The 20,823-nt window shown below is 65.4% G+C and carries 21 protein-coding genes; 10 read left to right on the forward strand and 11 right to left on the reverse strand.

The window, feature by feature from the left end:
• Positions 1-7 precede the first annotated feature (7 nt).
• The 5 genes from DQG17_RS13165 to pobA are packed head-to-tail and all read right to left on the reverse strand — an operon-like array spanning position 8 to position 3,763.
• Complete coding sequence (locus DQG17_RS13165; RefSeq protein ID WP_116133312.1) at positions 8-700, reverse strand: protocatechuate 3,4-dioxygenase subunit alpha; 693 nt, start codon at positions 698-700, stop codon at positions 8-10.
• A 1-nt stretch (position 701) separates the two neighbouring features.
• A complete protein-coding gene (pcaH, locus tag DQG17_RS13170; protein WP_116133313.1) occupies positions 702-1,424 on the reverse strand; it encodes a protocatechuate 3,4-dioxygenase subunit beta in 723 nt (240 codons plus the stop codon).
• The gene (pcaC, locus tag DQG17_RS13175; protein ID WP_116133314.1) at positions 1,421-1,813 is read right to left on the reverse strand and encodes a 4-carboxymuconolactone decarboxylase; all 393 of its coding nucleotides are present in this window, start codon (positions 1,811-1,813) and stop codon (positions 1,421-1,423) included. The genes pcaH and pcaC overlap by 4 nt, the downstream gene beginning before the upstream one ends.
• On the reverse strand, positions 1,806-2,594 hold the full coding sequence (gene pcaD, locus DQG17_RS13180) for a 3-oxoadipate enol-lactonase (RefSeq protein WP_116133315.1): 789 nt from the start codon (positions 2,592-2,594) through the stop codon (positions 1,806-1,808). Before pcaD ends, pcaC begins: the two co-directional genes overlap by 8 nt.
• Complete coding sequence (gene pobA, locus DQG17_RS13185; RefSeq protein WP_116133316.1) at positions 2,594-3,763, reverse strand: 4-hydroxybenzoate 3-monooxygenase; 1,170 nt, start codon at positions 3,761-3,763, stop codon at positions 2,594-2,596. The genes pcaD and pobA overlap by 1 nt, the downstream gene beginning before the upstream one ends.
• Positions 3,764-3,853: 90 nt before the next feature.
• Here pobA and pcaQ point away from each other — a divergent pair, with 90 nt between their 5' ends.
• The gene (gene pcaQ / locus DQG17_RS13190) at positions 3,854-4,780 is read left to right on the forward strand and encodes a pca operon transcription factor PcaQ (RefSeq protein WP_116133317.1); all 927 of its coding nucleotides are present in this window, start codon (positions 3,854-3,856) and stop codon (positions 4,778-4,780) included.
• 70 nt (positions 4,781-4,850) lie between these two features.
• On the opposite strand, the gene preA is transcribed toward pcaQ, so the two are convergent.
• Together preA and DQG17_RS13200 are read right to left on the reverse strand one after the other, a co-directional pair.
• Entirely contained in the window at positions 4,851-6,158 is a 1,308-nt protein-coding gene (gene preA, locus DQG17_RS13195) for an NAD-dependent dihydropyrimidine dehydrogenase subunit PreA (RefSeq protein WP_116133318.1), read from the reverse strand.
• Positions 6,159-6,171: 13 nt separating this feature from the next.
• Positions 6,172-7,527, reverse strand: a complete 1,356-nt coding sequence (locus DQG17_RS13200) for an NAD(P)-dependent oxidoreductase (protein WP_116133319.1) — start codon at positions 7,525-7,527, stop codon at positions 6,172-6,174.
• Positions 7,528-7,755: 228 nt separating this feature from the next.
• Between DQG17_RS13200 and DQG17_RS13205 the strand changes: the two genes are divergently transcribed.
• Together DQG17_RS13205 and DQG17_RS13210 are read left to right on the forward strand one after the other, a co-directional pair.
• Positions 7,756-9,228: a sulfotransferase gene (locus DQG17_RS13205; RefSeq protein WP_116133320.1), complete on the forward strand. Its 1,473-nt coding sequence runs from the start codon at positions 7,756-7,758 to the stop codon at positions 9,226-9,228.
• Position 9,229: 1 nt separating this feature from the next.
• A complete protein-coding gene (locus DQG17_RS13210; RefSeq protein WP_116133321.1) occupies positions 9,230-9,883 on the forward strand; it encodes a YggS family pyridoxal phosphate-dependent enzyme in 654 nt (217 codons plus the stop codon).
• 68 nt (positions 9,884-9,951) lie between these two features.
• Here DQG17_RS13210 and DQG17_RS13215 read toward each other — a convergent pair whose 3' ends face one another.
• Together DQG17_RS13215 and ribA are read right to left on the reverse strand one after the other, a co-directional pair.
• Complete coding sequence (locus DQG17_RS13215; protein ID WP_198666116.1) at positions 9,952-10,446, reverse strand: L,D-transpeptidase; 495 nt, start codon at positions 10,444-10,446, stop codon at positions 9,952-9,954.
• Entirely contained in the window at positions 10,443-11,519 is a 1,077-nt protein-coding gene (ribA, locus tag DQG17_RS13220; RefSeq protein WP_116133322.1) for a GTP cyclohydrolase II, read from the reverse strand. Before ribA ends, DQG17_RS13215 begins: the two co-directional genes overlap by 4 nt.
• A gap of 160 nt (positions 11,520-11,679) precedes the next feature.
• Here ribA and DQG17_RS13225 point away from each other — a divergent pair, with 160 nt between their 5' ends.
• On the forward strand, positions 11,680-12,366 hold the full coding sequence (locus tag DQG17_RS13225; protein WP_116133323.1) for a response regulator transcription factor: 687 nt from the start codon (positions 11,680-11,682) through the stop codon (positions 12,364-12,366).
• 236 nt (positions 12,367-12,602) lie between these two features.
• Here DQG17_RS13225 and DQG17_RS13230 read toward each other — a convergent pair whose 3' ends face one another.
• Positions 12,603-13,640: a hypothetical protein gene (locus tag DQG17_RS13230; RefSeq protein WP_198666117.1), complete on the reverse strand. Its 1,038-nt coding sequence runs from the start codon at positions 13,638-13,640 to the stop codon at positions 12,603-12,605.
• Positions 13,641-13,840: 200 nt separating this feature from the next.
• Here DQG17_RS13230 and DQG17_RS13235 point away from each other — a divergent pair, with 200 nt between their 5' ends.
• From DQG17_RS13235 to DQG17_RS13255, 5 genes are all read left to right on the forward strand, one after another.
• A complete protein-coding gene (locus tag DQG17_RS13235) occupies positions 13,841-14,629 on the forward strand; it encodes an exodeoxyribonuclease III (protein ID WP_116133324.1) in 789 nt (262 codons plus the stop codon).
• A gap of 111 nt (positions 14,630-14,740) precedes the next feature.
• Entirely contained in the window at positions 14,741-15,820 is a 1,080-nt protein-coding gene (locus DQG17_RS13240; protein WP_157973609.1) for an acyltransferase, read from the forward strand.
• A 78-nt stretch (positions 15,821-15,898) separates the two neighbouring features.
• Positions 15,899-16,822: a tetratricopeptide repeat protein gene (locus DQG17_RS13245; protein ID WP_116133326.1), complete on the forward strand. Its 924-nt coding sequence runs from the start codon at positions 15,899-15,901 to the stop codon at positions 16,820-16,822.
• 26 nt (positions 16,823-16,848) lie between these two features.
• Positions 16,849-17,496 (forward strand): LON peptidase substrate-binding domain-containing protein, encoded by a 648-nt coding sequence (locus DQG17_RS13250; RefSeq protein WP_116133327.1) that lies wholly within the window; start codon positions 16,849-16,851, stop codon positions 17,494-17,496.
• Positions 17,493-17,690 carry a Trm112 family protein gene (locus tag DQG17_RS13255; protein WP_116133328.1) on the forward strand — a complete coding sequence of 66 codons (198 nt, stop codon included), beginning with the start codon at positions 17,493-17,495 and terminating at the stop codon, positions 17,688-17,690. The genes DQG17_RS13250 and DQG17_RS13255 overlap by 4 nt, the downstream gene beginning before the upstream one ends.
• A gap of 503 nt (positions 17,691-18,193) precedes the next feature.
• Here the strand turns inward: DQG17_RS13255 and DQG17_RS13260 are convergent.
• Positions 18,194-19,426, reverse strand: a complete 1,233-nt coding sequence (locus DQG17_RS13260) for a UbiH/UbiF/VisC/COQ6 family ubiquinone biosynthesis hydroxylase (RefSeq protein ID WP_116133329.1) — start codon at positions 19,424-19,426, stop codon at positions 18,194-18,196.
• 208 nt (positions 19,427-19,634) lie between these two features.
• On the opposite strand from DQG17_RS13260, the gene DQG17_RS13265 reads away from it, so the two are divergent.
• Complete coding sequence (locus DQG17_RS13265; protein WP_116133330.1) at positions 19,635-20,819, forward strand: aminotransferase class I/II-fold pyridoxal phosphate-dependent enzyme; 1,185 nt, start codon at positions 19,635-19,637, stop codon at positions 20,817-20,819.
• The last annotated feature ends 4 nt before the right edge of the window (positions 20,820-20,823 follow it).

The raw sequence follows: 20,823 nt of genomic DNA on the forward strand, positions 1-20,823 counted from the left end.
TTACGCCTCAGATGTCGAAGAACACGGTTTCGTCCTCGCCCTGCAGGCGGATCTCGAACCGGTAGACCGGCGTGCCGTCGCGCATCGAGCGTTTGGCGATCAGCGTCTGGCGGCGGCGTTCCCATTCGATCAGGTTGATCACCGGGTCCTTGGCATTCGCCTCGGCCTCGTCGTCGAAATACATCCGCGTGTTGAGCCCGATGTTGATGCCGCGCGCGACGATCCACAGGTTGAGATGCGGCGCCATTTCACGCAGCCCCTGATGGCCGCGTCCATGTGCATCGATCTGCTCTTCCTGCGCTGCCGGCCGGACCTCGGACGCCATTTCGCGGCGCGCCCTGACCGGCCCCGGCTTGACAGTGTCAAAGCCCCATTCGCCGGTCGCGAAATCGGTGATCACCCGGCCCCAGCCGCGAAAGCCCTCCTCGACCTCGCCGGGATGTTCGGGATGGGCATAGATGCCGTCCGCGTTGGCCTGCCAGACCTCGATCAGGACATCCTTGACCGGGCTGCCCATGCCGTCGATCACCACGCCCTCGACGCGGATCCGCTCGCCTTTTGCGTTCGGCCCGGCAATGTCCCAGCCAAGCTCGCGGCGATAGATGTCAAAACCCGCGGCACCGGGGGCGAGGCCGATGTGCACATAGGGGCCCGCCGTCTGCGAGGCGGTTTCGGGGAGATAGTTCAGTTCCTGCGGCATCTCAGTTCCCCTCCAGACGGTTTTCAAACAGCGTGGACCGGCGGCCGCGCAACACGATGTCGAACTTGTAGGCAACCGTATCCAAGGGGATCGTTGCGTTCATGTCCAGCTTTGCCACCAGCCTGTCGATGGCCGCGGGGTCGGGAACCGTATGAACGATGGGACACAGCGGGATCAGCGGATCGCCCTCGAAATAGATCTGCGAGATCAGCCGCTGGCTGAACGAGGCGCCGAAGATCGACACATGGATATGCGCCGGACGCCAGCTGTTGACCCAGTTGCGCCAGGGATAGGCGCCGGGTTTCACCGTACGGAAATAGTAGTATCCGTTCTCGTCGGTCAGCGTGCGGCCGCAACCGCCGAAATTGGGGTCGATGGGCGCAAGATAGGTATCCTTCTTGTGGCGATAGCGTCCGCCGGCATTGGCCTGCCAGATTTCGACCAGCGTGTTGGGCACGGGACGTGCGTTCTCGTCCAGCACCCGGCCATGGACGATGATCCGTTCGCCCACCGGATCGCCGGTCTTGGCGTAGTTCTTGATCAGGTCGTTGTCGATCGGGTCGATGTCGTTGTGGCCAAAGACCGGTCCAGTGATCTCGGACGCCGATTGCTGCAACGAGATCAGGCTGTAGCGCGGCGACCGCGCGACCGAGGTCTTGTAGTTCGGCGTATGCGCTGGCGGCTGCATCGTGCGGTCGCGCTGGTAATATTCGGCTGGTGTCATTCGGATTGGCCCTCCCCGGCGTCCATTTCGGCATAGGTTTGCTTGGCGAGCTTGAGCGCGTGGTTGGCCCGCGGCACGCCACAATAGATCGCCACGTGCTGAAACACCTCGATCACGTCGCTGCGGCTGGCCCCGGTGCGGGCGGTGGCGCGGATGTGCATCGGGATCTCCTCGAAATTCCCGGCAGCCGCGAGCAGCGCAAGCGTCAGCATCGACCGTTCGCGGCGGCTGATCCCGTCGCTTGCCCAGACCGTGCCCCAGGCGCCATTGGTTATCAGATCCTGGAACCGGGCGTCGAACTCGGTCTTCTGCGCCTCGGCGCGGTCGACATGCGCGTCGCCCAGAACCTCGCGGCGTACCTTCATGCCGGTCTCATAGCGATCAGACATGACCGACCTCCTTCAGGAATTGCGTGAGTATCGCGGCAAAGGCCGCGGGCGCCTCGACGCAGGGCAGATGACCGGCGCCCGCGATTTCGGCATATTTGGCCCCGTCGATCAGTTGCGCGGTCTGTTGCACCAGCGCAGGCGGGGTCGACCCGTCAAGCGAGCCGCCGATCAGTTGCACGGGCAACCGCAGGCCCCGCGCCTGATCGGTCAGATCCGCCGCCGCCAATGCCTCGCAGCAGGCGACATAGCCCGCCAGCGGCTGTCGTTCCAGCATGGTTTGCCACAGGTCTGCGGCGCCCGAGGCGCGGAAGTCGGGCGAAAACCAGCGCTCCATCGTCGGCGCGCCGATCTGGCCCAGCCCGCCACTGCGGATTGCCGCGATCCGGTCTTGCCACATCTCCTCGGTGCCGATCCTGGCCGCGCTGTTCGACACGACAAGCGCGCGCAACAGGCCAGGGTGCCGTGCCGCCAGCGACAGGCCGATCATGCCCCCGATCGAAAGACCGACGAAGGTGACCTCGGTCAATCCCAGGTGACGGATCAGGCCCGCGGCATCGTCCGCCATCTGGTCGATGCTGTAGGGGCCCGGCGTCGCCTCGGACAGGCCGTGACCGCGCTTGTCATAGCGCACCAGCCGCAGCCCGGCGGGCAGATGCGGCACAAGCGCGTCCCACAGCCGCAGATCGGTGCCGAGCGAATTGGCGAAGACCAGCGCCTTGCCGTCCCGCGGACCCTCGTCGGCAAAATGCAGCCCGGCGCCGTTTACCTGCGCTCTTTGCATCAATAGGGCAGCCCGACGTAGTTTTCCGCGAAGGCACGCTGCTGGGCCTCGTTGTCGCGCAGGAAGGCGATGTCGCTTTGCTGCATCTTCAGGTCGAACTCGCTCTGGTCCGGGTAACGATGCAGCAGCGAGCTGAACCACCAGCTGAAGCGCTCGGCCTTCCAGATCCTCAGCAGCGCCTTCTCCGAATAGCGGTCGAGCCCATCGGAGTCGCCATCCTCGTACCACTGGCACAGGCCGGTCAGCAGGTATTGCACGTCGCTTGCCGCGGTGTTCAGGCCCTTGGCCCCGGTCGGCGGCACGATATGGGCCGCGTCGCCGCACAGGAACAGCCGGCCCCAGCGCATCGGTTCGGTCACGAAGGACCGCAGCGGCGCGATGGATTTTTCAATCGACGGGCCGGTGATCAGCCGGTCGGCAACGGCCTCGGGAAGCCGCCGCTTCAGTTCCTGCCAGAATGCGTCGTCGGTCCAGTCCTCGGGGCTGTCGGACAGCGCGCACTGGATATAATAGCGCGACAGATGATCGTTGCGCATCGAACAGAGCGCGAAGCCGCGTTCAGAGTTCGAATAGATCAGCTCGTCGTGGACAGGCGGCGTCTCGGAGAGCACCCCGAGCCAGCCGAAGGGATAGGTTTTTTCATATTCGCGACGGACGGTCAGCGGAATGGTCTGGCGGCTGACGCCGTGAAAGCCGTCGCAGCCGGCGACGAAATCGCAGTCGATCCGCTTGTCCTGCCCATGCAGGCGATAGGTGACATAGGGGCTTTCGGTGTCGGCGTCGTGGATGACGACATCGTCGACCTCGAATTCGATCGGCGCGCCGCTGGCCTCGCGGGCGTCATAGAGATCGCGGGTCAGCTCGGTCTGGCCATAGACGATGACGGGCGTGCCGGTCAGCTTCTTGAAATCGACGTGAAACATCTCGCCGTTGAACGCGACCTGGGTGCCGTCATGCACGAAGCCTTCGCGATGCAGCCGATCCGCGACGCCGGCCTGTTCCATCAGCGCGACCAGACCGGTCTCAAGCACGCCGGCACGAATGCGGCCGAGCACATAGTCCCGGGTCTTTCGCTCCAGCACCACGGCGTCGATGCCGCGCTTGTGCAAAAGCTGCCCCAGCAGCAGCCCGGACGGGCCGCCACCGACGATTACAACCTGAGTACGCATTCATGTTCCTCCCCTGTGCTCAAATTTGCCTATTGGTAGCGGTAAGTAAAATGATATAAATTCAACGTTAGATACCAAAAGTGGTAAGTAATGCATCGCCGCATCAAGATCCGCCACCTTCAGGCGCTGGTTGAAATCGTTCGGCAGCGAAGCCTGAAGCGCGCCGCGGAACGTCTGTACCTGACCCAGCCCGCCATTTCGCGCAGTCTGGCCGAGCTGGAAGACATCGTCGGCGCGCGCCTGCTGGAACGTGGCCGCGCCGGGATCGCACTGACCCCGCAGGGCGAGCACTTTCATGGCTTTGCGCAAAAAAGCCTGTCGGCATTGGAGCTTGGTATTGCGGGGATCGAGGATGCAGGCCGCGAGGGGGCGCTGACGCTGCGGGTCGGGGCGTTGCCTTCGGTCGCCGCACGGCTGATGCCCGAGATCGTCGTCCAGTCAACGATCATGGCTCCGGAGCTGCGGCTGACCATTGCCGACGGCTCCCACGACCACCTGACCGCGCAGCTACGCGGCGGTCTGCTCGACGTCGTGATCGGGCGGCTCGGGGCGCCCGAAACCATGCGCGGGCTGTCTTTTACCCAGCTCTATCTGGAAGATGTCGCCTTTGTGGTCCGACCCGGACATCCGATCCTCGAGGCGCCGGAGTTCCGCCGGATCGTCGACTGGCCGGTAATCTATCCGCCGCCCTGGGCTGCGATCCGCCCCTTTGTCGAACGGCTGTTCATTGCCGAGGGAATTCCTGAACCCAAGCGCAGGATCGAAACGGTCTCGGGCGCGTTCGGGCGCGTCCATACCCGCCAGAGCGATGCAATCTGGATCATCACGACCGGCGTCATTGCCAACGAACTGGCCGAAGGGCGATTGATACGGCTGCCGATCGAGACCGGCGGAACCGAGGGTCCGGTCGGGTTGATGACGCGGGCAAGCGAACCTGAAACGCCGGAGAGACAGCTGTTCCGGCTGGCAACAGACCAGGCGCTGGCAGTGCAATATCCCGACACGGGCGGCGCCTGAGACGGACGGAGGCAGGACGCCCGAAGGCCCGGCAAACCGAGCGCCGGGCGTCCCGCATCGGGCGATGGAGTTATTCCGCGGCTTTCACGAAGGACGGGTTGTTGGGATGGGTCGTCCAGTCGCCATGTTCGGCCGCGACCTTGCGGCCCGTCCGCGGATCGGTCTCGCCCGGCGTCATCTGTTCCATCGTGATGCAGTTCTCGACCGGGCAGACGTTGACGCAGAGGTTGCAGGCCACGCATTCGGCGTCGTTCACCTCGAAGACCCGCCCTTCCTTCATCCAGATCGCCTGATGCGAGGTATCCTCGCAGGCGGCAAAGCAGCGGCCGCACTTGATGCAGGCGTCCTGATTGATCTTTGCCTTGGTGACATAGTTCAGGTTCAGGTGCTGCCAGTCGCGGACGTTCGGCACGGCACGGCCCGTGATCTCGGCGACCGAGCCATAGCCCTTGCTATCCATCCAGTCCGACAGACCGGCGATCAGCTCTTCGACGATGCGGAAACCATAGGTCATGACCGCGGTGCAGACCTGCACGTTACCGGCGCCAAGCGCCATGAATTCGGCCGCATCGCGCCAGGTCGTGACCCCGCCGATGCCGCTGATCGGCAGGCCGGCGGTTTCGGGGTTGCGCGCGATCTCGGCCACCATGTTCAGCGCGATCGGCTTGACCGCCGGGCCGCAATAGCCGCCATGGGTACCCTTGCCGTCGATGGTCGGTTCGGGCGCCATGGTGTCGAGGTTGACCGAGGTGATCGAATTCACGGTGTTGATCAGGCTGACCGCATCGGCGCCGCCGCGTCTGGCGGCCTCGGCCGGGCCGAGGATGCTGGTGACGTTCGGTGTCAGCTTCACGATCACCGGCATCCGGGTGGCTTCCTTGCACCAGCGCGTCACCATCTCGATGTATTCGGGCACCTGACCGACGGCCGATCCCATGCCGCGTTCGGCCATGCCGTGCGGGCAGCCAAAGTTCAGCTCGACCCCGTCGGCGCCGGTTTCCTCGACCAAGGGCAGGATCGCCTTCCAGGCCTCTTCGGTGCAGGGCACCATCAGCGAGACGACGACGGCGCGGTCGGGATAGTCCTTCTTGACCGCGGTGATCTCGCGCAGGTTCACTTCGAGCGGCCGGTCGGTGATCAACTCGATGTTGTTCAGCCCCAGCAGCCGCCGGTCCGCGCCCCAGATCGCGCCATAGCGCGGGCCGTTGACGTTGACGACGGGCGGGCCTGCCTCGCCGAGCGTCTTCCACACCACACCGCCCCAGCCCGCCTCGAAGGCGCGGCGGACGTTGTATTCCTTGTCGGTCGGCGGCGCCGAGGCCAGCCAGAACGGGTTCGGGGACTTGATCCCCACGAAGTCGGACGCGAGATTTGCCATTGTCGTTGCTCCGTCACTCGGCCGCGATGGCCGCGTCGCCCACAAGCGACGCATGGATGTCCTCGGCCGCGTCGCGGCCATCGGCGACGGCGGTGACTGTCAGGTCCTCGCCGCCGGTTGCGCAATCGCCCCCGGCCCAGACCCCGGCGACCGAGGTCCGCCCCGGCCCCGTTACCGCGATCTTGCCGCCTGCGGTCTCAAGCCCCTCGGGCGCGCCGCTCAGGGTCTGGCCGATGGCCTTCAGGACCTGATCGGCCGGGATCGTGAAGCGTTCGTTAGACAGCCGCAGACCCTCCGGTCCGTCCTCGGAATAGGCGAAGGTCACGCCGCTGACCGTGCCATCGCCCTCGACCGCCACGGGCTGGGCGTTCAGCACGATGCGAACGCCTTTCGAGGTCGCCAGATCCTGTTCATAGACCGAGGCCGACAGTTTCTCGCGACCTCGGCGATAGACCATGGTCACGGTCTCGGCCCCCAGAAGGCGGGATTGCACCGCGGCATCGACCGCCGTCATGCCGCCGCCGATCACCACCACATCGCGCCCGACGGGCAGCGAGGTCAGATCGCGGGACTGGCGCAGCTCGGCAATGAAATCGACGGCGTTCACGACGCCTGTCTGATCCTCGCCCGGCACCTCCAGCGCCCGAACGCCCGCAAGGCCGATCCCGAGGAACACCGCGTCGAAATCTGCGCGCAGGCCCTCCAGCGTCAGGCCCTCGCCTAGTGCCTTGCCACAGCGCAACTCGATGCCGCCGATCTGCATCAGCCAGGCGACCTCGCGGGCGGCAAAGTCGTCGGTCGCTTTGTAGGCCGCAATGCCGAATTCGTTCAGGCCGCCCGGTTTCGGGCGCGCGTCGAAGATCACCACCTCGTGGCCCTTCATCGCCAGCCGGTGGGCACAGGCAAGGCCCGCGGGCCCCGCACCCACCACCGCCACACGCCGGCCGGTCGCCGTGGCGCGGGCAAAGGGGTGGACGCCTTTGGCCATCAGGTGATCGGTCGCAAAGCGCTGCAGCCGGCCGATCTCGACCGGTTCGCCATCGCCCGCCATCCGTACGCAGGCTTCCTCGCACAGCGTCTCGGTCGGGCAGACCCGGGCGCACATGCCGCCCAGAATGTTCTGGCTCAGGATCGTGCGCGCCGATCCTTCGGTGTCGGCGGTCTGGATCTGGCGGATGAACAGCGGAATGTCGATCGATGTCGGGCAGGCCGTCATGCACGGCGCCTCATAGCAGAAATAGCAGCGATCAGCCGCCACCCGTGCCTCGTGGGCATCGAGCGGTGCGTGCAGATCGTCGAAATTCCGGTCGATAGTCGCCGGGTCGAACCGTCCGGCGGCGACCCCCGGCGTTCTCTGGCTGTTTTGCATGGTGCAAACCCCTGCTGGAGAGCTTCTGGGTGCAGGCTGGCACGGCTTTGGAGTTCTGGCAAAGAGAAATTTGACCGGGCGGTCAAAAAGTGTCGATGTCCGGGCGCGTGCCTATCCGCGCGCCGTTTCGCCCGGAAATTCGCCGGCGTGGCGGTTTTTCATTGCGCTGCTTTCGTCCCGCCCGGCCGGGTGCTAGCACGGGGCAGAGCTTGCCTGGATGGACCGCCGATGCTGCCTCTCGACCCCAAGACCATTCCCGATACCTACAAGCGCGGCCTGCAATTGCAGAAAGCCGGGCGCCTTGACGAGGCGCGGGCGCTGCATGCGAGCATCGTCGCCGCGGCGCCCGGCATGTTCGAGGCCCATTTCCAGCTTGGCCGGATCGATTTTGCCCGTGGCGATGCCGCGGCCGCGGTCGCGCATCTCGAGACTGCACGGAAGCTCAGGCCAGATGAGGTCGAGGTTCTGCGCGGACTGGCCAGCGCCTATGAAGCCGCGGGCCGGATCGACGAGGCGCTTGCGCTGCACGACGATCTGATCCGCCGGTTGCCGAAACAGGTGCGCCCGCTTGCCGACAAGGCGCTGGTGTTGCAGCGGACCGGCGACTTCGATGCCGCCGAGGCGCAGCTTCGCAAGGCGTTGAAGCTGGCGCCGCTTGAGGGGCAGCTTTACCGGATGCTGACCTCGACCCGGAAGCTGAAGAAGGGCGATCCGCTGATCGGCGCGATGCAGAAGGCTCATGCCGACAAGCGGGTCACCGGGCGCAGCCGGATCCAGCTGCAGTTCGCGCTTGCCAAGGCGATGGAGGACAGCGGCCAGTTCGACCGGGTGTTCCGCTATCTGAACCCCGCCAATGCGGCCATGCACGCGGCATTTCCCTATGACATCGCGCGGCGGAAATCCGAGGTCGACCAGCTGATTGCCACCTTCCGCGGCCACGATTTCACCCCGGTCGGTCCGGGGCCCGAGGGGTTCGCGCCGATCTTTGTCACCGGCATGCCGCGGTCCGGTACGACGCTGGTCGAACAGATCCTGGCGAGCCACCCGGATGTGACGGCGGGCGACGAGATGTTGCATGGGTTGCGGCTGGCCTATGGCCTGATCGGCGAGCCTGAAAAGGGCTTTCGTCCCATGGCGAGCCTCGCCCCCGAGCAGATCGCGGCCTTCGGCCAAGCCTATAGCGATGCAGTGCGCCGGTCGGTCAGCTTTGCCGCGCGGGTGACCGACAAGTCGATTCAGACCCATCTGATCATCGGCCTGCTGAAGCAGGCGATCCCGAACGCGCGGTTTCTGGTCGTGCGCCGCGATCCGCGCGATCTGCTGTATTCCATCTACAAGAACCTGTTCGTCGATGGAAAGCACCTTTATGCCTATGACTTTCAAAGCCTTGCAGGGTATTATCAGAGCTTCCTGAAGATCCTCGAGTTCTGGCGCGAGACGATCCCGGACGCCTTCCACGAGGTGGTCTATGAGGATCTGGTGGCCGAGCCCGAGGCGCAGACGCGGGCACTGATCGCGGCCGCGGGGCTTGACTGGGACCCGGCCTGCCTGTCGTTTCACGAGACGAAGCGCGAGGTAAAGACGCTGTCGATCCAGCAGGTGCGGCAGCCGATCTATCGCAGTTCGGCACAGGCGTGGGAGAAGTTTTCGACCGAGCTTCAGCCCCTGAGCGAGGCGCTGGAGCGGGAAGGGGTGCTGTGACATGGGCCTGAGAGAGATCGAGGCGCGGATTGCCGCGGCAGAGGCGGCGGTAGGGCGGCCCGCGGGGTCGGTGCAACTGATCGCGGTGTCGAAGGTGCAGCCGAACGACCGGGTCGCGGCGGTGCTGGAACAGGGCCAGAGGGTGTTCGGCGAGAACAGGGTGCAGGAGGCGCAGGGCAAATGGCCCGGGTTCCGCGAACGCTTCGAGGGGATCGAGCTGCACCTGATCGGGCCGTTGCAGACCAACAAGGCGCGCGCGGCGATCGAGCTTTTCGATGCGATCCACACGCTCGACCGGCCGAAACTGGCCCAGGTGCTGGCGCGGCTGGCGCAGGAGACCGGGATCTGCCCGCCGCTGTTCATCGAGGTCAATACCGGCGAGGAGCCGCAGAAGGCGGGCGTGTTGCCCGCGGCGGTCGATGGTTTTGTCGCTGAAACCCGCGCCATGGATCTGCCGGTGCAGGGGTTGATGTGCATCCCGCCCGTCGACGAGGACGCCGCGCTGCATTTCGCCCGGCTCGCCGGGCTTGCCGAGCGCAACGGGCTTGCCGGGCTGTCGATGGGGATGAGCGGCGATTTCGAGCGTGCGATTGCCGCGGGCGCGACCCATGTGCGGGTCGGTTCGGCGCTGTTTGGCGAACGCGACTACGGCTGAGGGGGGGACGCCGCTTGCGCGGCGTGCCTCCGGCGGGGATATTTGGGAACAGAAGAAGCCGGGGTCGATCAGGGGACGATGAGCGTCGTTCCAGGGCAAAGGCGCGACGCGATCCAGTGCAGGTGATCGCGGCGGAAGGCGATGCAGCCGGCGGTCGGATAGCGCGGGCTGCGCCAGATGTGCAGGAAGATCGCCGAGCCGCGGCCGGGCAGGGCAGGGCGGCTGTTCCAGTCGGTGACGAGGATCAGGTCATAGAGCGGATCGGGGCGGCGCAGCGCCTCGTGACTGAAGCCGTGGGGCGCTGTCACGGGCTGATTGTAAGACGGGTCGGTCGGATCGTCGGACCACAGATCGCGCGGGCCGATAGCTTTGGCCCAAGGGGTCGGGCGGGGAAGTCGGTCGGGGCGATAGAGCAGGCCGGTGATGCGGTGGCAGCCCCGCGGGGTTGCGCCGTCGCCTTCGCGCTTGTCGTCCGTGATCCCGGTGCGGCCGATGGCGGCGGGGACAAGCCGGCCGTGGAACCGGATGCCGCGCGGGGTCAGGACAATGTCCAGCGGGCTCAAAACAGATGGCCCGACTTGGCGGCCTTGGTTGCCAGATAGGCGGCGTTCTCGGGTGTGAGTCCGACTTTCAGTGGCACCCGTTCGGTCACGTCGATCCCCTGCGCCCGCATCATCGCGATCTTGGCGGGGTTGTTGGTCATCAGCCTGACCGCGCCCACGCCCATCGCGCGCAGCAGCGCCGCGCCGATACGGAAATCGCGCTCGTCATCCTCGAAGCCGAGCCGGTGGTTGGCCTCGACCGTGTCGAAGCCCTGGTCCTGCAGGCGGTAGGCGCGCATCTTGTTGGCAAGCCCGATGCCGCGCCCCTCCTGGTTGAGATAGAGCAGGATGCCGGCGCCCTCGGTGTTCATCGCGGCCAGGGCTGCATGCAGTTGCGGGCCGCAATCGCATTTGAGCGAGCCGAGGAGATCGCCGGTGAAGCAGGCCGAATGCAGGCGCGCCAGCACCGGCTTGCTGCGATCGGGCTGGCCCACCTCGATTGCATAATGTTCCTCGCCGCCGTCGTCGGGGCGGAAGACATGCAGCCGTCCGGCGCGGGCCAGCGCCATCGGCAGCCGGGCCGAGACCACCTCGTCGAACTGCGCGCCCGCCTCGGGGCGGCCGTCGGTGGCGATATCGAGTGTGGTCAGGGTTGCGGTTTCGTCGAGCGGCAGAACCGGGGCGACCAGCACCGCCGGCAACAGCCGTGCCTCCTTGGTGAGTCCGATCGCCTCGCGGTGCAGCGCCGTATCGCCGTCGCGGAGCGTCCTGAACGGGCCCTTCATCGGCATGTCGAGGTCGCTGGCCGGGTCGGCAACAGACCGGGCCCAGTCGAGCGTCGCCCCCTCGGGGAGCGCGATGCGGGCCAGATCTCCGTCATAGGCACGCGCTTTCAGCGTCTCGGCCCGGTGGCGGGTGATTGCAAGGGAGGCGCCGGTGCGGCCGGCAAGCGCGGCGAACCGCGCTGCCCCGAGGGTCTCGACCGCGGCGGCGAGCAGGACAGGTCCGCCGCCCGACAGGCAGATCGGCAGGCCCAGGCGCAGGTCGGCGCGGGCGCGGGCGCGCCGTTCGGCCGGGGTGAGGGACAGGGACATGGGCGGGGCTCCTGAGTCTGGTGGCGTCTTCTCTATCCGTTGGGTGGCAAAGTTGAAACATTTGCCGGCTGGGGACACATCGGCGTGAAATCCCTGCAGCAAAACTTGTCGGATTCGCGAGCGTCACGCATTTGCGATTCAGAGAGCGAGGAATATCCGCATGGGAAACCTGAAAAAGATCCTGCTGGTCGATGACGACGACGATCTGCGCGAGGCGCTGAGCGAGCAACTGGTCATGACCGAGGATTTCGACGTCTTCGAGGCTGCGAGCGGCCAGGAGGCTTTGGAAAAATCGAAAGCCGGTCTCTACGATCTGGTGATTCTCGACGTCGGCCTGCCCGACAGTGACGGACGCGAGTTGTGCCGTGTCATGCGCAAGCAGGGCGTCAAGTGCCCGGTGCTGATGCTGACCGGGCATGACAGCGACGCCGACACGATCCTTGGCCTCGACGCCGGGGCCAACGACTATGTGTCGAAGCCGTTCAAGTTCCCGGTGCTGCTGGCGCGGATCCGCGCCCAGTTGCGCCAGCATGAGCAATCCGAGGATGCCGTGTTCCAGCTTGGACCCTATACGTTCAAGCCGGCGATGAAGATGCTGGTCGATCCGGCCGAGCGCAAGATCCGGCTGACCGAGAAAGAGACCAACATCCTGAAATACCTGTATCGCGCCAGCGAGGGCGTGGTGCCGCGGGACGTGCTGTTGCACGAGGTCTGGGGATACAACGCCGGGGTCACGACCCACACGCTGGAAACCCACATCTATCGCCTGCGGCAGAAGATCGAGCCCGATCCGTCAAATGCCCGGCTTCTGGTGACGGAATCGGGCGGTTATCGTCTGGTAGCTTGAGAGGGCGCGTGTCGCCGCGTTTGTGAAGGCGATTGTTAACCAGTATCTGCCAGAATCCCCTGGTCACGTCGGGGCTATGACGTGGCATCCTCCCTGTTGGACTGGGCCGCCATTCTTGGCGGCCCTTTTTTTACTGCGGCCATATGCACGGCCTGAGGGGCGAAGATCTGCCACCGCTGGTCCGTTCCGCATGGCAGAACGCGCAGGGAGCGGTCCCCGTGCCTGCGGACCTTTGCCTACCGGGACAGGGATTTGGTCGCGTTGGCCTTCACGATCATCGGGTGGAAGGTGAAGACGTCGCGGGTTGCGGCATCCACATCGACCTTGATCCAGTGGATGTTGGGGCTGCCGAAGGTTTGCACCCGGGTGAAGTTCGCCAGCATGTGGGAGGCATCGGGCAGCGGCTTGTCGATCTTGAAGAAATGCGTGTCGCCATGCACCAGAACGACCTGGCCGTCGAAGGCTTCGGTTTCGGCGATCAGCGTGTCGAGGAACGCGGCATAGCCTTCCTTGCCCGGCAGACGGCTTTCGTCGTCATCCTCGGTTTCGGGCACGTCAAAGCCGGGGTCGGCCTGGATGACGATCATCACACCCTTGTCGCCTTTAGCCTTGGCCGCGGCGAAGGAGGCCTTCAGCCAGGCTGTGTTGGCGGCATCGCGTTCCTGATATTCGGCGTTGTCGGCCGCGCATTGCTCGGGCGTGCGTGCGCTTTTCTTGGTGCAGGCCGCGTCGTCGGCAACGAGGTTGTTGTTGCTGCCGGGAATGTTCAGCCCGACGAACATCGCGCCGTTCTTCGACACGCGCACGTTCTCGGCAAATTTCTCGCCCGGCGCGCCCTGACGTTCCACGTCCATCGAGGCCTGGCCAAGGGTGCCGAGCTTGCCGAACAGGGTCTTGCGCAGGTGATCGAGACGTTCGAGGTTGTCCCAGCCGCCGTTGTTGGTGCGGTGGCAATCGGTCCATTCGTTGTCGCCCGGCACGTAAAGGACCGGCGCCTTCAGCGAATTGAACATGGTCATCGCGTCGTCATAGATCGCGTCGGTGCATTCGGAACTGCCGTCCTTGATGTCGCCGTCATACATCGAGAAGGCGATGTCCGAGGCGTTCATGTCCGCAATCAAAGCCGGGATGAAGGGCGAGTCCGAGGCCTTTGCATAGGGCATGTCGCCCCAAAGACCCATGGTAAAGGGGGCATTGTCGGCAAGGGCGGCGCTGGCCGCAAGCGTTGTGCACAGGGCTAGCGCAATCCGCGCATGGCGAAGTTTCGAGGTCATTGATCGCTCCGATGAATTCTGGCGGAAGGGAACCCGCATGTCGTCCCTATTTCGGTTTGACTGCAGTTTTGTGACGCCGGGGAAGCCGGTGGTTCCCGAACGCCTCTATCGGTCTGCGCCTTTCGGCCTCACGCTCGCGCTTCTGCTTGAGCGCCGGTGGCCGCGCCGCTAGGGTCGCGCCGGTCGAGCCGGAGAGACCCATGACCTTCACCATTGCCACCTGGAACATCAATTCGGTGCGCCTGCGCGCCGACCTTGTCGCGCGGTTGCTGCGCGATGAGGCGCCCGACATCCTGTGCCTGCAGGAATGCAAGAGCCCGGTGGACAAGATCCCGGCCTCGATCTTCGCCGTGCTGGGCTACAAAAGCATGATCGCCCGCGGGCAGAAGGGCTATAACGGCGTCGCGATCCTGTCGAAGCTGCCGATGGAGGATCTGGGCGATCAGGACTTCGCGGGTCTCGGACATGCCCGACACGTCGCCGGACGGCTGGAGAACGGTGTCGTGATCCACAACTTCTATGTCCCGGCCGGCGGCGACGTTCCCGACCGCGACCTGAACGAGAAGTTCGGCCAGAAGCTCGACTATCTGGTCGGCATGCGCGACTGGTTCCGCGCCGAACGGCCCGAGCGGGCGATCCTGGTGGGCGATCTGAACATCGCCCCGCGCGAGGATGACGTCTGGAACCACAAGCAATTGCTGAAGGTGGTCAGCCACACGCCGGTCGAGGTCGACCAGCTTGCCGAAACCCAGGAGGCCGGCGGCTGGGTCGACGTGACCCGCGCCGATATCCCCGAAGGGCCGTTGTATTCCTGGTGGTCCTATCGTGCGCCTGACTGGGACGCGGCCGACAAGGGCCGGCGGCTTGACCATGTCTGGGCGACACCCGACATCGCGGCGGCGGCGCATTCCAGTCGGGTCCTGCGGGCCGCGCGCGGATGGGAAAAGCCGTCGGACCACGCGCCGGTCTTTGCAAGCTTCGATCTCTGATCCGGCCCCGGGTTCGGGGGGCAGATCGATGCCCCAGAACTCATCACTTGGGACTTCCTGGCGATCTGTGCTATGGCAGAGGCGCGGTGGCAGGCCATTTGCGGAGTGGCGGTGCAGAAACTCGAATCTGTTCAATACCTGCGCGCGGTTGCCGTGCTCATGGTCGTCGCGTTCCATGTCCATTTCCGGTTTCCCGACGCGATCCCGCGCGAGGCGATGCCGCTGCTGTCGGTGGGCGAGGCCGGGGTCGACATCTTCTTCGTCATCAGCGGCTTCATCATGTGGGTCGTCGCCGAACGGCGGCCGGTGGCGCCGGCCGAGTTCATCATGCACCGGATCATTCGCATCGTCCCGGCCTATTGGATCTTTACCGGCCTCTGGGTGCTGCTGGCCGTCACCGGCGTGTTTTGGTGGAGCGTGATGACGCCCGCCCACATCCTGCAGTCGCTGCTGTTCATCCCCCATGTAAACCCGACGACGCAGACCTTTTTTCCGGTGCTCTTTGTCGGCTGGACCCTGAATTACGAGATGTTTTTCTACCTCGTCTTTGCGCTTTGCCTGATGCTCCGGGCCGAGCAACGGCTGGCAGCGCTCTGCGCGATCCTCGGGGCGCTGGTGATCGCGGGCGGGTTTCTTGCTGAAAAGGGGCCGCTGGTTGCCACCTATACCGACCCGTTGCTGCTCGAATTCGCGATGGGGGTCGCGGCCGGATACCTCTGGTGCCGCGGCAGGCTGCCAATTGGGGTGCCGGCCGCGGCCTGCCTTGTTCTTGGCGTCGCGCTCATGATTGTGGCGACCCTCACGCTCGACGATCCGATGCTGATGCGCCTGCCAGCCTGGGGGGTGCCCGGCCTGCTTGTGCTGATCGGCATGCTCGGGTTGCCGGCGGCCGAGGCCCACCACCCCTGGCTGCGCCGCATCGGCGATGCGTCCTATGCGATCTATCTGGTCCACCTGTTCCCGCAGGTACTGCTGGAGTTGCTGTTCAAGCATCGGCTCGGGCTCGAGGCGAGCGTGCCGGGCGCGGTGGTCTATATGGTGCTGGCCTTCGCGGCCTCGATCTTGCTTGGCATTCTGGCCTATAGCTGGATCGAACAACCGCTGCAGCGGGCCGGCTGCCGGCTGCTTCTTCGGCACGGGAAGGCCGCTCCAGCTGCCCCGACCGCGGTCCCGCCACCCCGGCTTCGCTGATCCGGGGGGCCGTTCGGGGCTTGGAACCGGAACTGGCGCGGGCCATATAGACGACAACAAGCAATTGGGAGTGGGCGAATGCTCGAACTGGGCAAAAAGGACGTTGCTTCGCAAGCAGGCGATCTGATCAAGGACGGAACCGAGGCCACCTTTATGGCCGATGTGGTCGATGGCAGCCAGGACCTGCCCGTCATCGTCGATTTCTGGGCGACATGGTGCGGCCCCTGCAAGACATTGGGGCCGATGCTGGAAAAGGCGGTGGGCGATGCCCGCGGCCGGGTCAAGATGGTCAAGATCGACGTCGATCAGAACCAGAGGCTGGCGCAGATGCTGGTTCAGCAGGGCCTGCCGCTGCAATCGATCCCGACCGTCGTTGCCTTCTACAAGGGCCAGGTCGTCGAGATGTTCCAGGGCGCGCAACCGCAGTCCGAGGTCACGGCCTTTGTTTCCCGTGTTGCCGACATGGCCGGGGACGGCGGGCTTGGCGCCGCGATCGAGGCGGCCGAGGCAATGCTGGCCGAAGGTGCGGCTGTCGATGCCGCCCAGACCTTTGCCGCGATCCTCGGCGAGGACCCCGCCAATGCGGCGGCCTATGGCGGCATGGTGCGGGCGCATCTGGCGTTGAAGGATATCGAACAGGCCGAATTGCTGCTCAAGAGCGTGCCGTCGGAGATCGCTGGCGCTCCCGAGATCGACTCGGCGCGCGCCCAGCTGGAGCTTGCCCTGCAGGCCGCCGAGGCAGGCCCCGTGGCCGAGCTTCGCGCCGCGGTCGAGGCCGATCCGGACAACCTTCAGGCCCGGTTCGACCTTGCAAAGGCGCTCCATGCCGGTGGCGAGGTCGAGGCCGCGGTGGCCGAACTGCTCGATCTGTTCCGCCGCGACCGCGAATGGAACGACGGCGCGGCCAAGGCGCAGCTTTTCACCATCTTCGAGGCGCTGAAGCCAACCGATCCGATCGTGCTCAACGGCCGGCGCAAACTCAGTTCGATGATATTTGCGTGACGGCGACAAGCGGCTAGGATGAGATCATGTTTGCCGCAAGCGATCTGCCCGATGTCATCCCGATGTTCCCGCTTCCGGGGGCATTGCTTTTGCCGCGCGCCCGGCTGCCGCTGCAGATCTTCGAGCCGCGCTATCTGGCGATGCTCGATGATGTTCTGAAGACCCAGCACCGGCTGATCGGAATGGTGCAGCCACGCCTTGCAGCCACGGCCGGCCAGAGCGAGCTGCAGGCGATCGGTTGCGCTGGCCGCGTGACCGGCTTTTCCGAAACCGGCGACGGGCGCTACATGATCACGCTTACCGGGATCTCGCGGTTCCGGATCCTGCGCGAGGTGTCCGGGTTTGCACCCTACCGCAAGGCCGATGTCGGCTGGGATTCTTTCGCCAGCGATCTTGGTGCGACCGAGCATGACCCGGGGCTGGACCGCGCCGCCTTTCTGAAGCTCTTGGCACGGTATTTCGACGCGCTGTCGCTGACGACCGACTGGAGCACGTTGAAGGATGCGCAGGACGAGTTGTTGATCAACTCGCTTGCGATGCTCTGTCCCTTCGAGGTCGAGGACAAGCAGGCACTGCTCGAAGCCCCGACCCTGGCCGACCGGCGCGAATCCCTGACCGCACTGATCCGGTTCGCCCTGCACGCAGGCGACGACGGAAACGAGGTGATGCAATGAGCGACGCGCCCGCCAGACCCGCGCAGGCCGTCGACAGGCACATGCTCGAGGCGCTGGTCTGCCCGCAGACCGGAGCGACGCTCAGCTATGATCCGGCTCGGCAGGAGCTGATCTCGCGCGCTGCGGGGCTTGCCTATCCGATCCGCAACGGCATTCCGATCATGCTGATCGATGAGGCGCGCAAACTGGATTGACTCCTTGGCCAAAGCGTCTATGGCAGCGGGCGTGAGCGCGACAGGCGCTTTTCGGTCCCGGGAAATCTGCATGGAAATTACTTTCCGCAATTAACGACTGCCTAAGACGGCTTATGTATCGTTGCGGTCGTCAATAAAGGTGTTATCGTTCTGGCATTAAATTTTCCGGATGCAACGCCCCATGTGACGGCAACGGCGTGCAGCCACAGATATGAATTTCTCGGGGTGCCAAGATGGCCGAATGCCCTTTCTTTCACGTTCACACCCAGGTCTCGGCGACGTGGCTGGTCTGCGCTGGCGGGGAACGTCGCGCGCGCAGAAGTCCTGGATATTCCTGTTCGCAGTGGTGTTCCCACGGCAGAACGCCGGCGTCTTACGAGGATGCGACCAGTGTTTGCGGCGACGGGCTGCTTCTGACCTGCGGCGGCGATTCGGACAAATGCCAGATCCCGCTCGACAGGATGGCCGGCTGACGGGGACGTCAGCCGCCGCCGGTACGATTGTCAGGCCGGCCGGCCCTTCAGCAGGTTCGGCAGATCGCCGGTCAGGCCGGCGGCTTCGCGGATGAAGAACCGGCGCAGGCCGGGCATCGATTGCACCGCCCCCATGCCCAGGTTGCGGCCCAGTCGCAGGATCGCGCTGTCATTTGAAAACAGCCGGTTGACCGCATCCATGCCAAAGGCAAGCGACGCTCTGTCAAAGCTGCGCCAACTGGCGTGACGTTCCAGAACCAGCCGCGCTCCGATGTCCTCGCCACGGCGGTGCGCCTCGGCCAGAACCTGGGTCAGGGTCGCGACGTCGCACAGACCCTGGTTGAAACCCTGTCCGGCAATCGGATGCACGCCTTGTGCGGCATCGCCGATCAGCGCCAGACGTTCGCCCACCGTGCGGTTGGCCATGGTCAGGTTCAGGGGATAGCTGAAGCGCGCCCCTGCGAGCCGTATCTCGCCCAGGAAATCGCCGAACCGCGGACGCAAGGCAGCAAGGAAGCCGTCGTCGTCAAGCGCTGCAATCTCGGCCGCGATCTCGGGCGCTTCGGCCCAGACGATCGAACTGCGGTTGCCCGGCGGCAGCGGCAGGATGGCAAGCGGCCCGTGCGGCATGAAGAACTGTTGCGCCGTGCCGTTGTGGGGCAGGTCGTGTTCGACCGCGCAGACAAGCGCCGTCTGGCGATAATCCCAGGCCAAGCGCTGGATCCCGGCACGCATGCAGGTTCCGCTGCGTCGCCCGTCCGCCCCGACCAGAAGTGCGCCGCGCAGGGTCGCGCCCGACGCCAGCGTGATCTCGGCCGAGCCCGGGGTGATCTGTTGCGCCACAACGGTCTCGCCGGGGCGATGGGTCACCAGCGGCTCGGCCTCGATCGCGGTCAGCAACGCCTGGCGCAGAAAGCGGTCCTCGAGCATGAAGCCCATCGGCCCCTCGTCGATCTCGGCCGCGTCGAACCGCATGGCGAAGGGATAAAGCGGCCCTTCGCCCGGCCGTCCGTCGGTGGTGACGATGTGCAGGATCGGCTGGGCGTGGTCGGCGACCTGTTTCCAGACGCCGATTGCCGCGAGCAGCCGCTGTGACGCCAGCGCCAGCGCATAGGAGCGTCCGTCAAAGCCTGCATCCGCGCGTGTCTCGGTGCTGAGCGCATCGACGACGATGGATCGCAGCCCGACCTGGGCGCAGGCAAGCGCCAGCGCGGGGCCGTTCAGCCCGCCTCCGACGATCAGGATGTCGCTGTCATGTTTCATGCGGGAAGACATGCCCTCGATGTCGGGAAATGTCCATGCTCTGCCATGCTGCGATGCCGCAGAAATAACTGGCGCAAATGCCACAAGCGGCTAGGGCTGCGACACTATTTCTGGACGATGGCCCCCCCCTTGGCTAATCTCTGCTCAAACGGGGCGCCATGACCCCGGCCGAGGCAGTGACAACCAATACAGAACGGCAAGCGAGCGTATGACGTTCCCCGAAAGGTTTTCGAACCTGCCAGATTATGCGTTTCCGCGGCTGCGGAAGCTGCTTGCCTCCTCCGAACCGGGGGGTGAGGTCGTCGACATGACAATCGGCGAGCCGCGTCATCCTATGCCGCCCTTTCTGGCCGAGGTTCTGGCCGCCCATGCGGGCGAATTTGCCAAGTACCCGCCCAACGACGGCGCGCCCGGGTTGCGCGAGGCAATCGCGGGCTGGATCGGGCGCCGCTATGGCGTGGCGGTCGACCCCGAGACCCGGCTGACAGTGCTGAACGGCACCCGCGAGGGGCTGTTCAACACGGCCCTCGCGCTCTGCCCCGAAGAAAAACGCGGACAACGCCCCGTCGTGCTGATCCCGAACCCGTTCTATCAGGTCTATGCGGTTGCGGCCGCCGCGGTCGGGGCCGAGCCGGTGTTCGTTCCGGCCACGGCCGAGACCGGATTCCTGCCCGATTTCGCGGCGCTGCCCGAGGCGATCCTCGAGCGGACGGCAATCGTTTATATGTGCTCTCCGGCCAATCCGCAGGGCTCGGTCGCCGGTGCGGAGTACTGGCGTGCGTTGATGACGCTGGCCGAGCGGTACGATTTCCGCGTCTTTGCCGACGAATGCTACTCCGAGATCTATCGCGACACGCCGCCGCCCGGTGCGCTTGAGATCGCCGCTGGCATGGCGGCCGATCCCGAACGGCTGGTCGTGTTCAATTCGCTGTCCAAGCGCTCGAACATGCCCGGGCTGCGGTCGGGCTTTGTCGCCGCGGGACCCGCCTGTACGGTGCAGATTCGCCGCTTGCGCGCCTATGCCGGTGCGCCGTTGCCGCTGCCGCTGCAACGGGTGGCCGAGCGTGCCTGGTCGGACGAGGCCCATGTCGCTGCTTCGCGCGCGCTCTACCAGCAGAAATACCGTCTGGCCGACGCAGCTCTGGCCGGCGTCCCGGGCTATGTCGGACCTGCAGCCGGGTTCTTTCTGTGGCTGCCGGTCGCGGACAGCGAGGCCGCGGCCAGGCATCTGTTCGAGGCAACAGGCGTGCGGGTTCTGCCCGGCGCCTATCTTGGCCGGGCGGTGGCGGGGGTGAACCCGGGTGCCGGGCACCTGCGGGTCGCCATGGTCGTTGGTCCCGACGAATTGCAGCGCGGGCTTGGCGCACTCCGCGCCTGCCTGTACGAAAAATAGAGGC

This window comes from Tropicimonas sp. IMCC34043 (assembly GCF_003390845.1).
Classification (GTDB): domain Bacteria; phylum Pseudomonadota; class Alphaproteobacteria; order Rhodobacterales; family Rhodobacteraceae; genus Tropicimonas.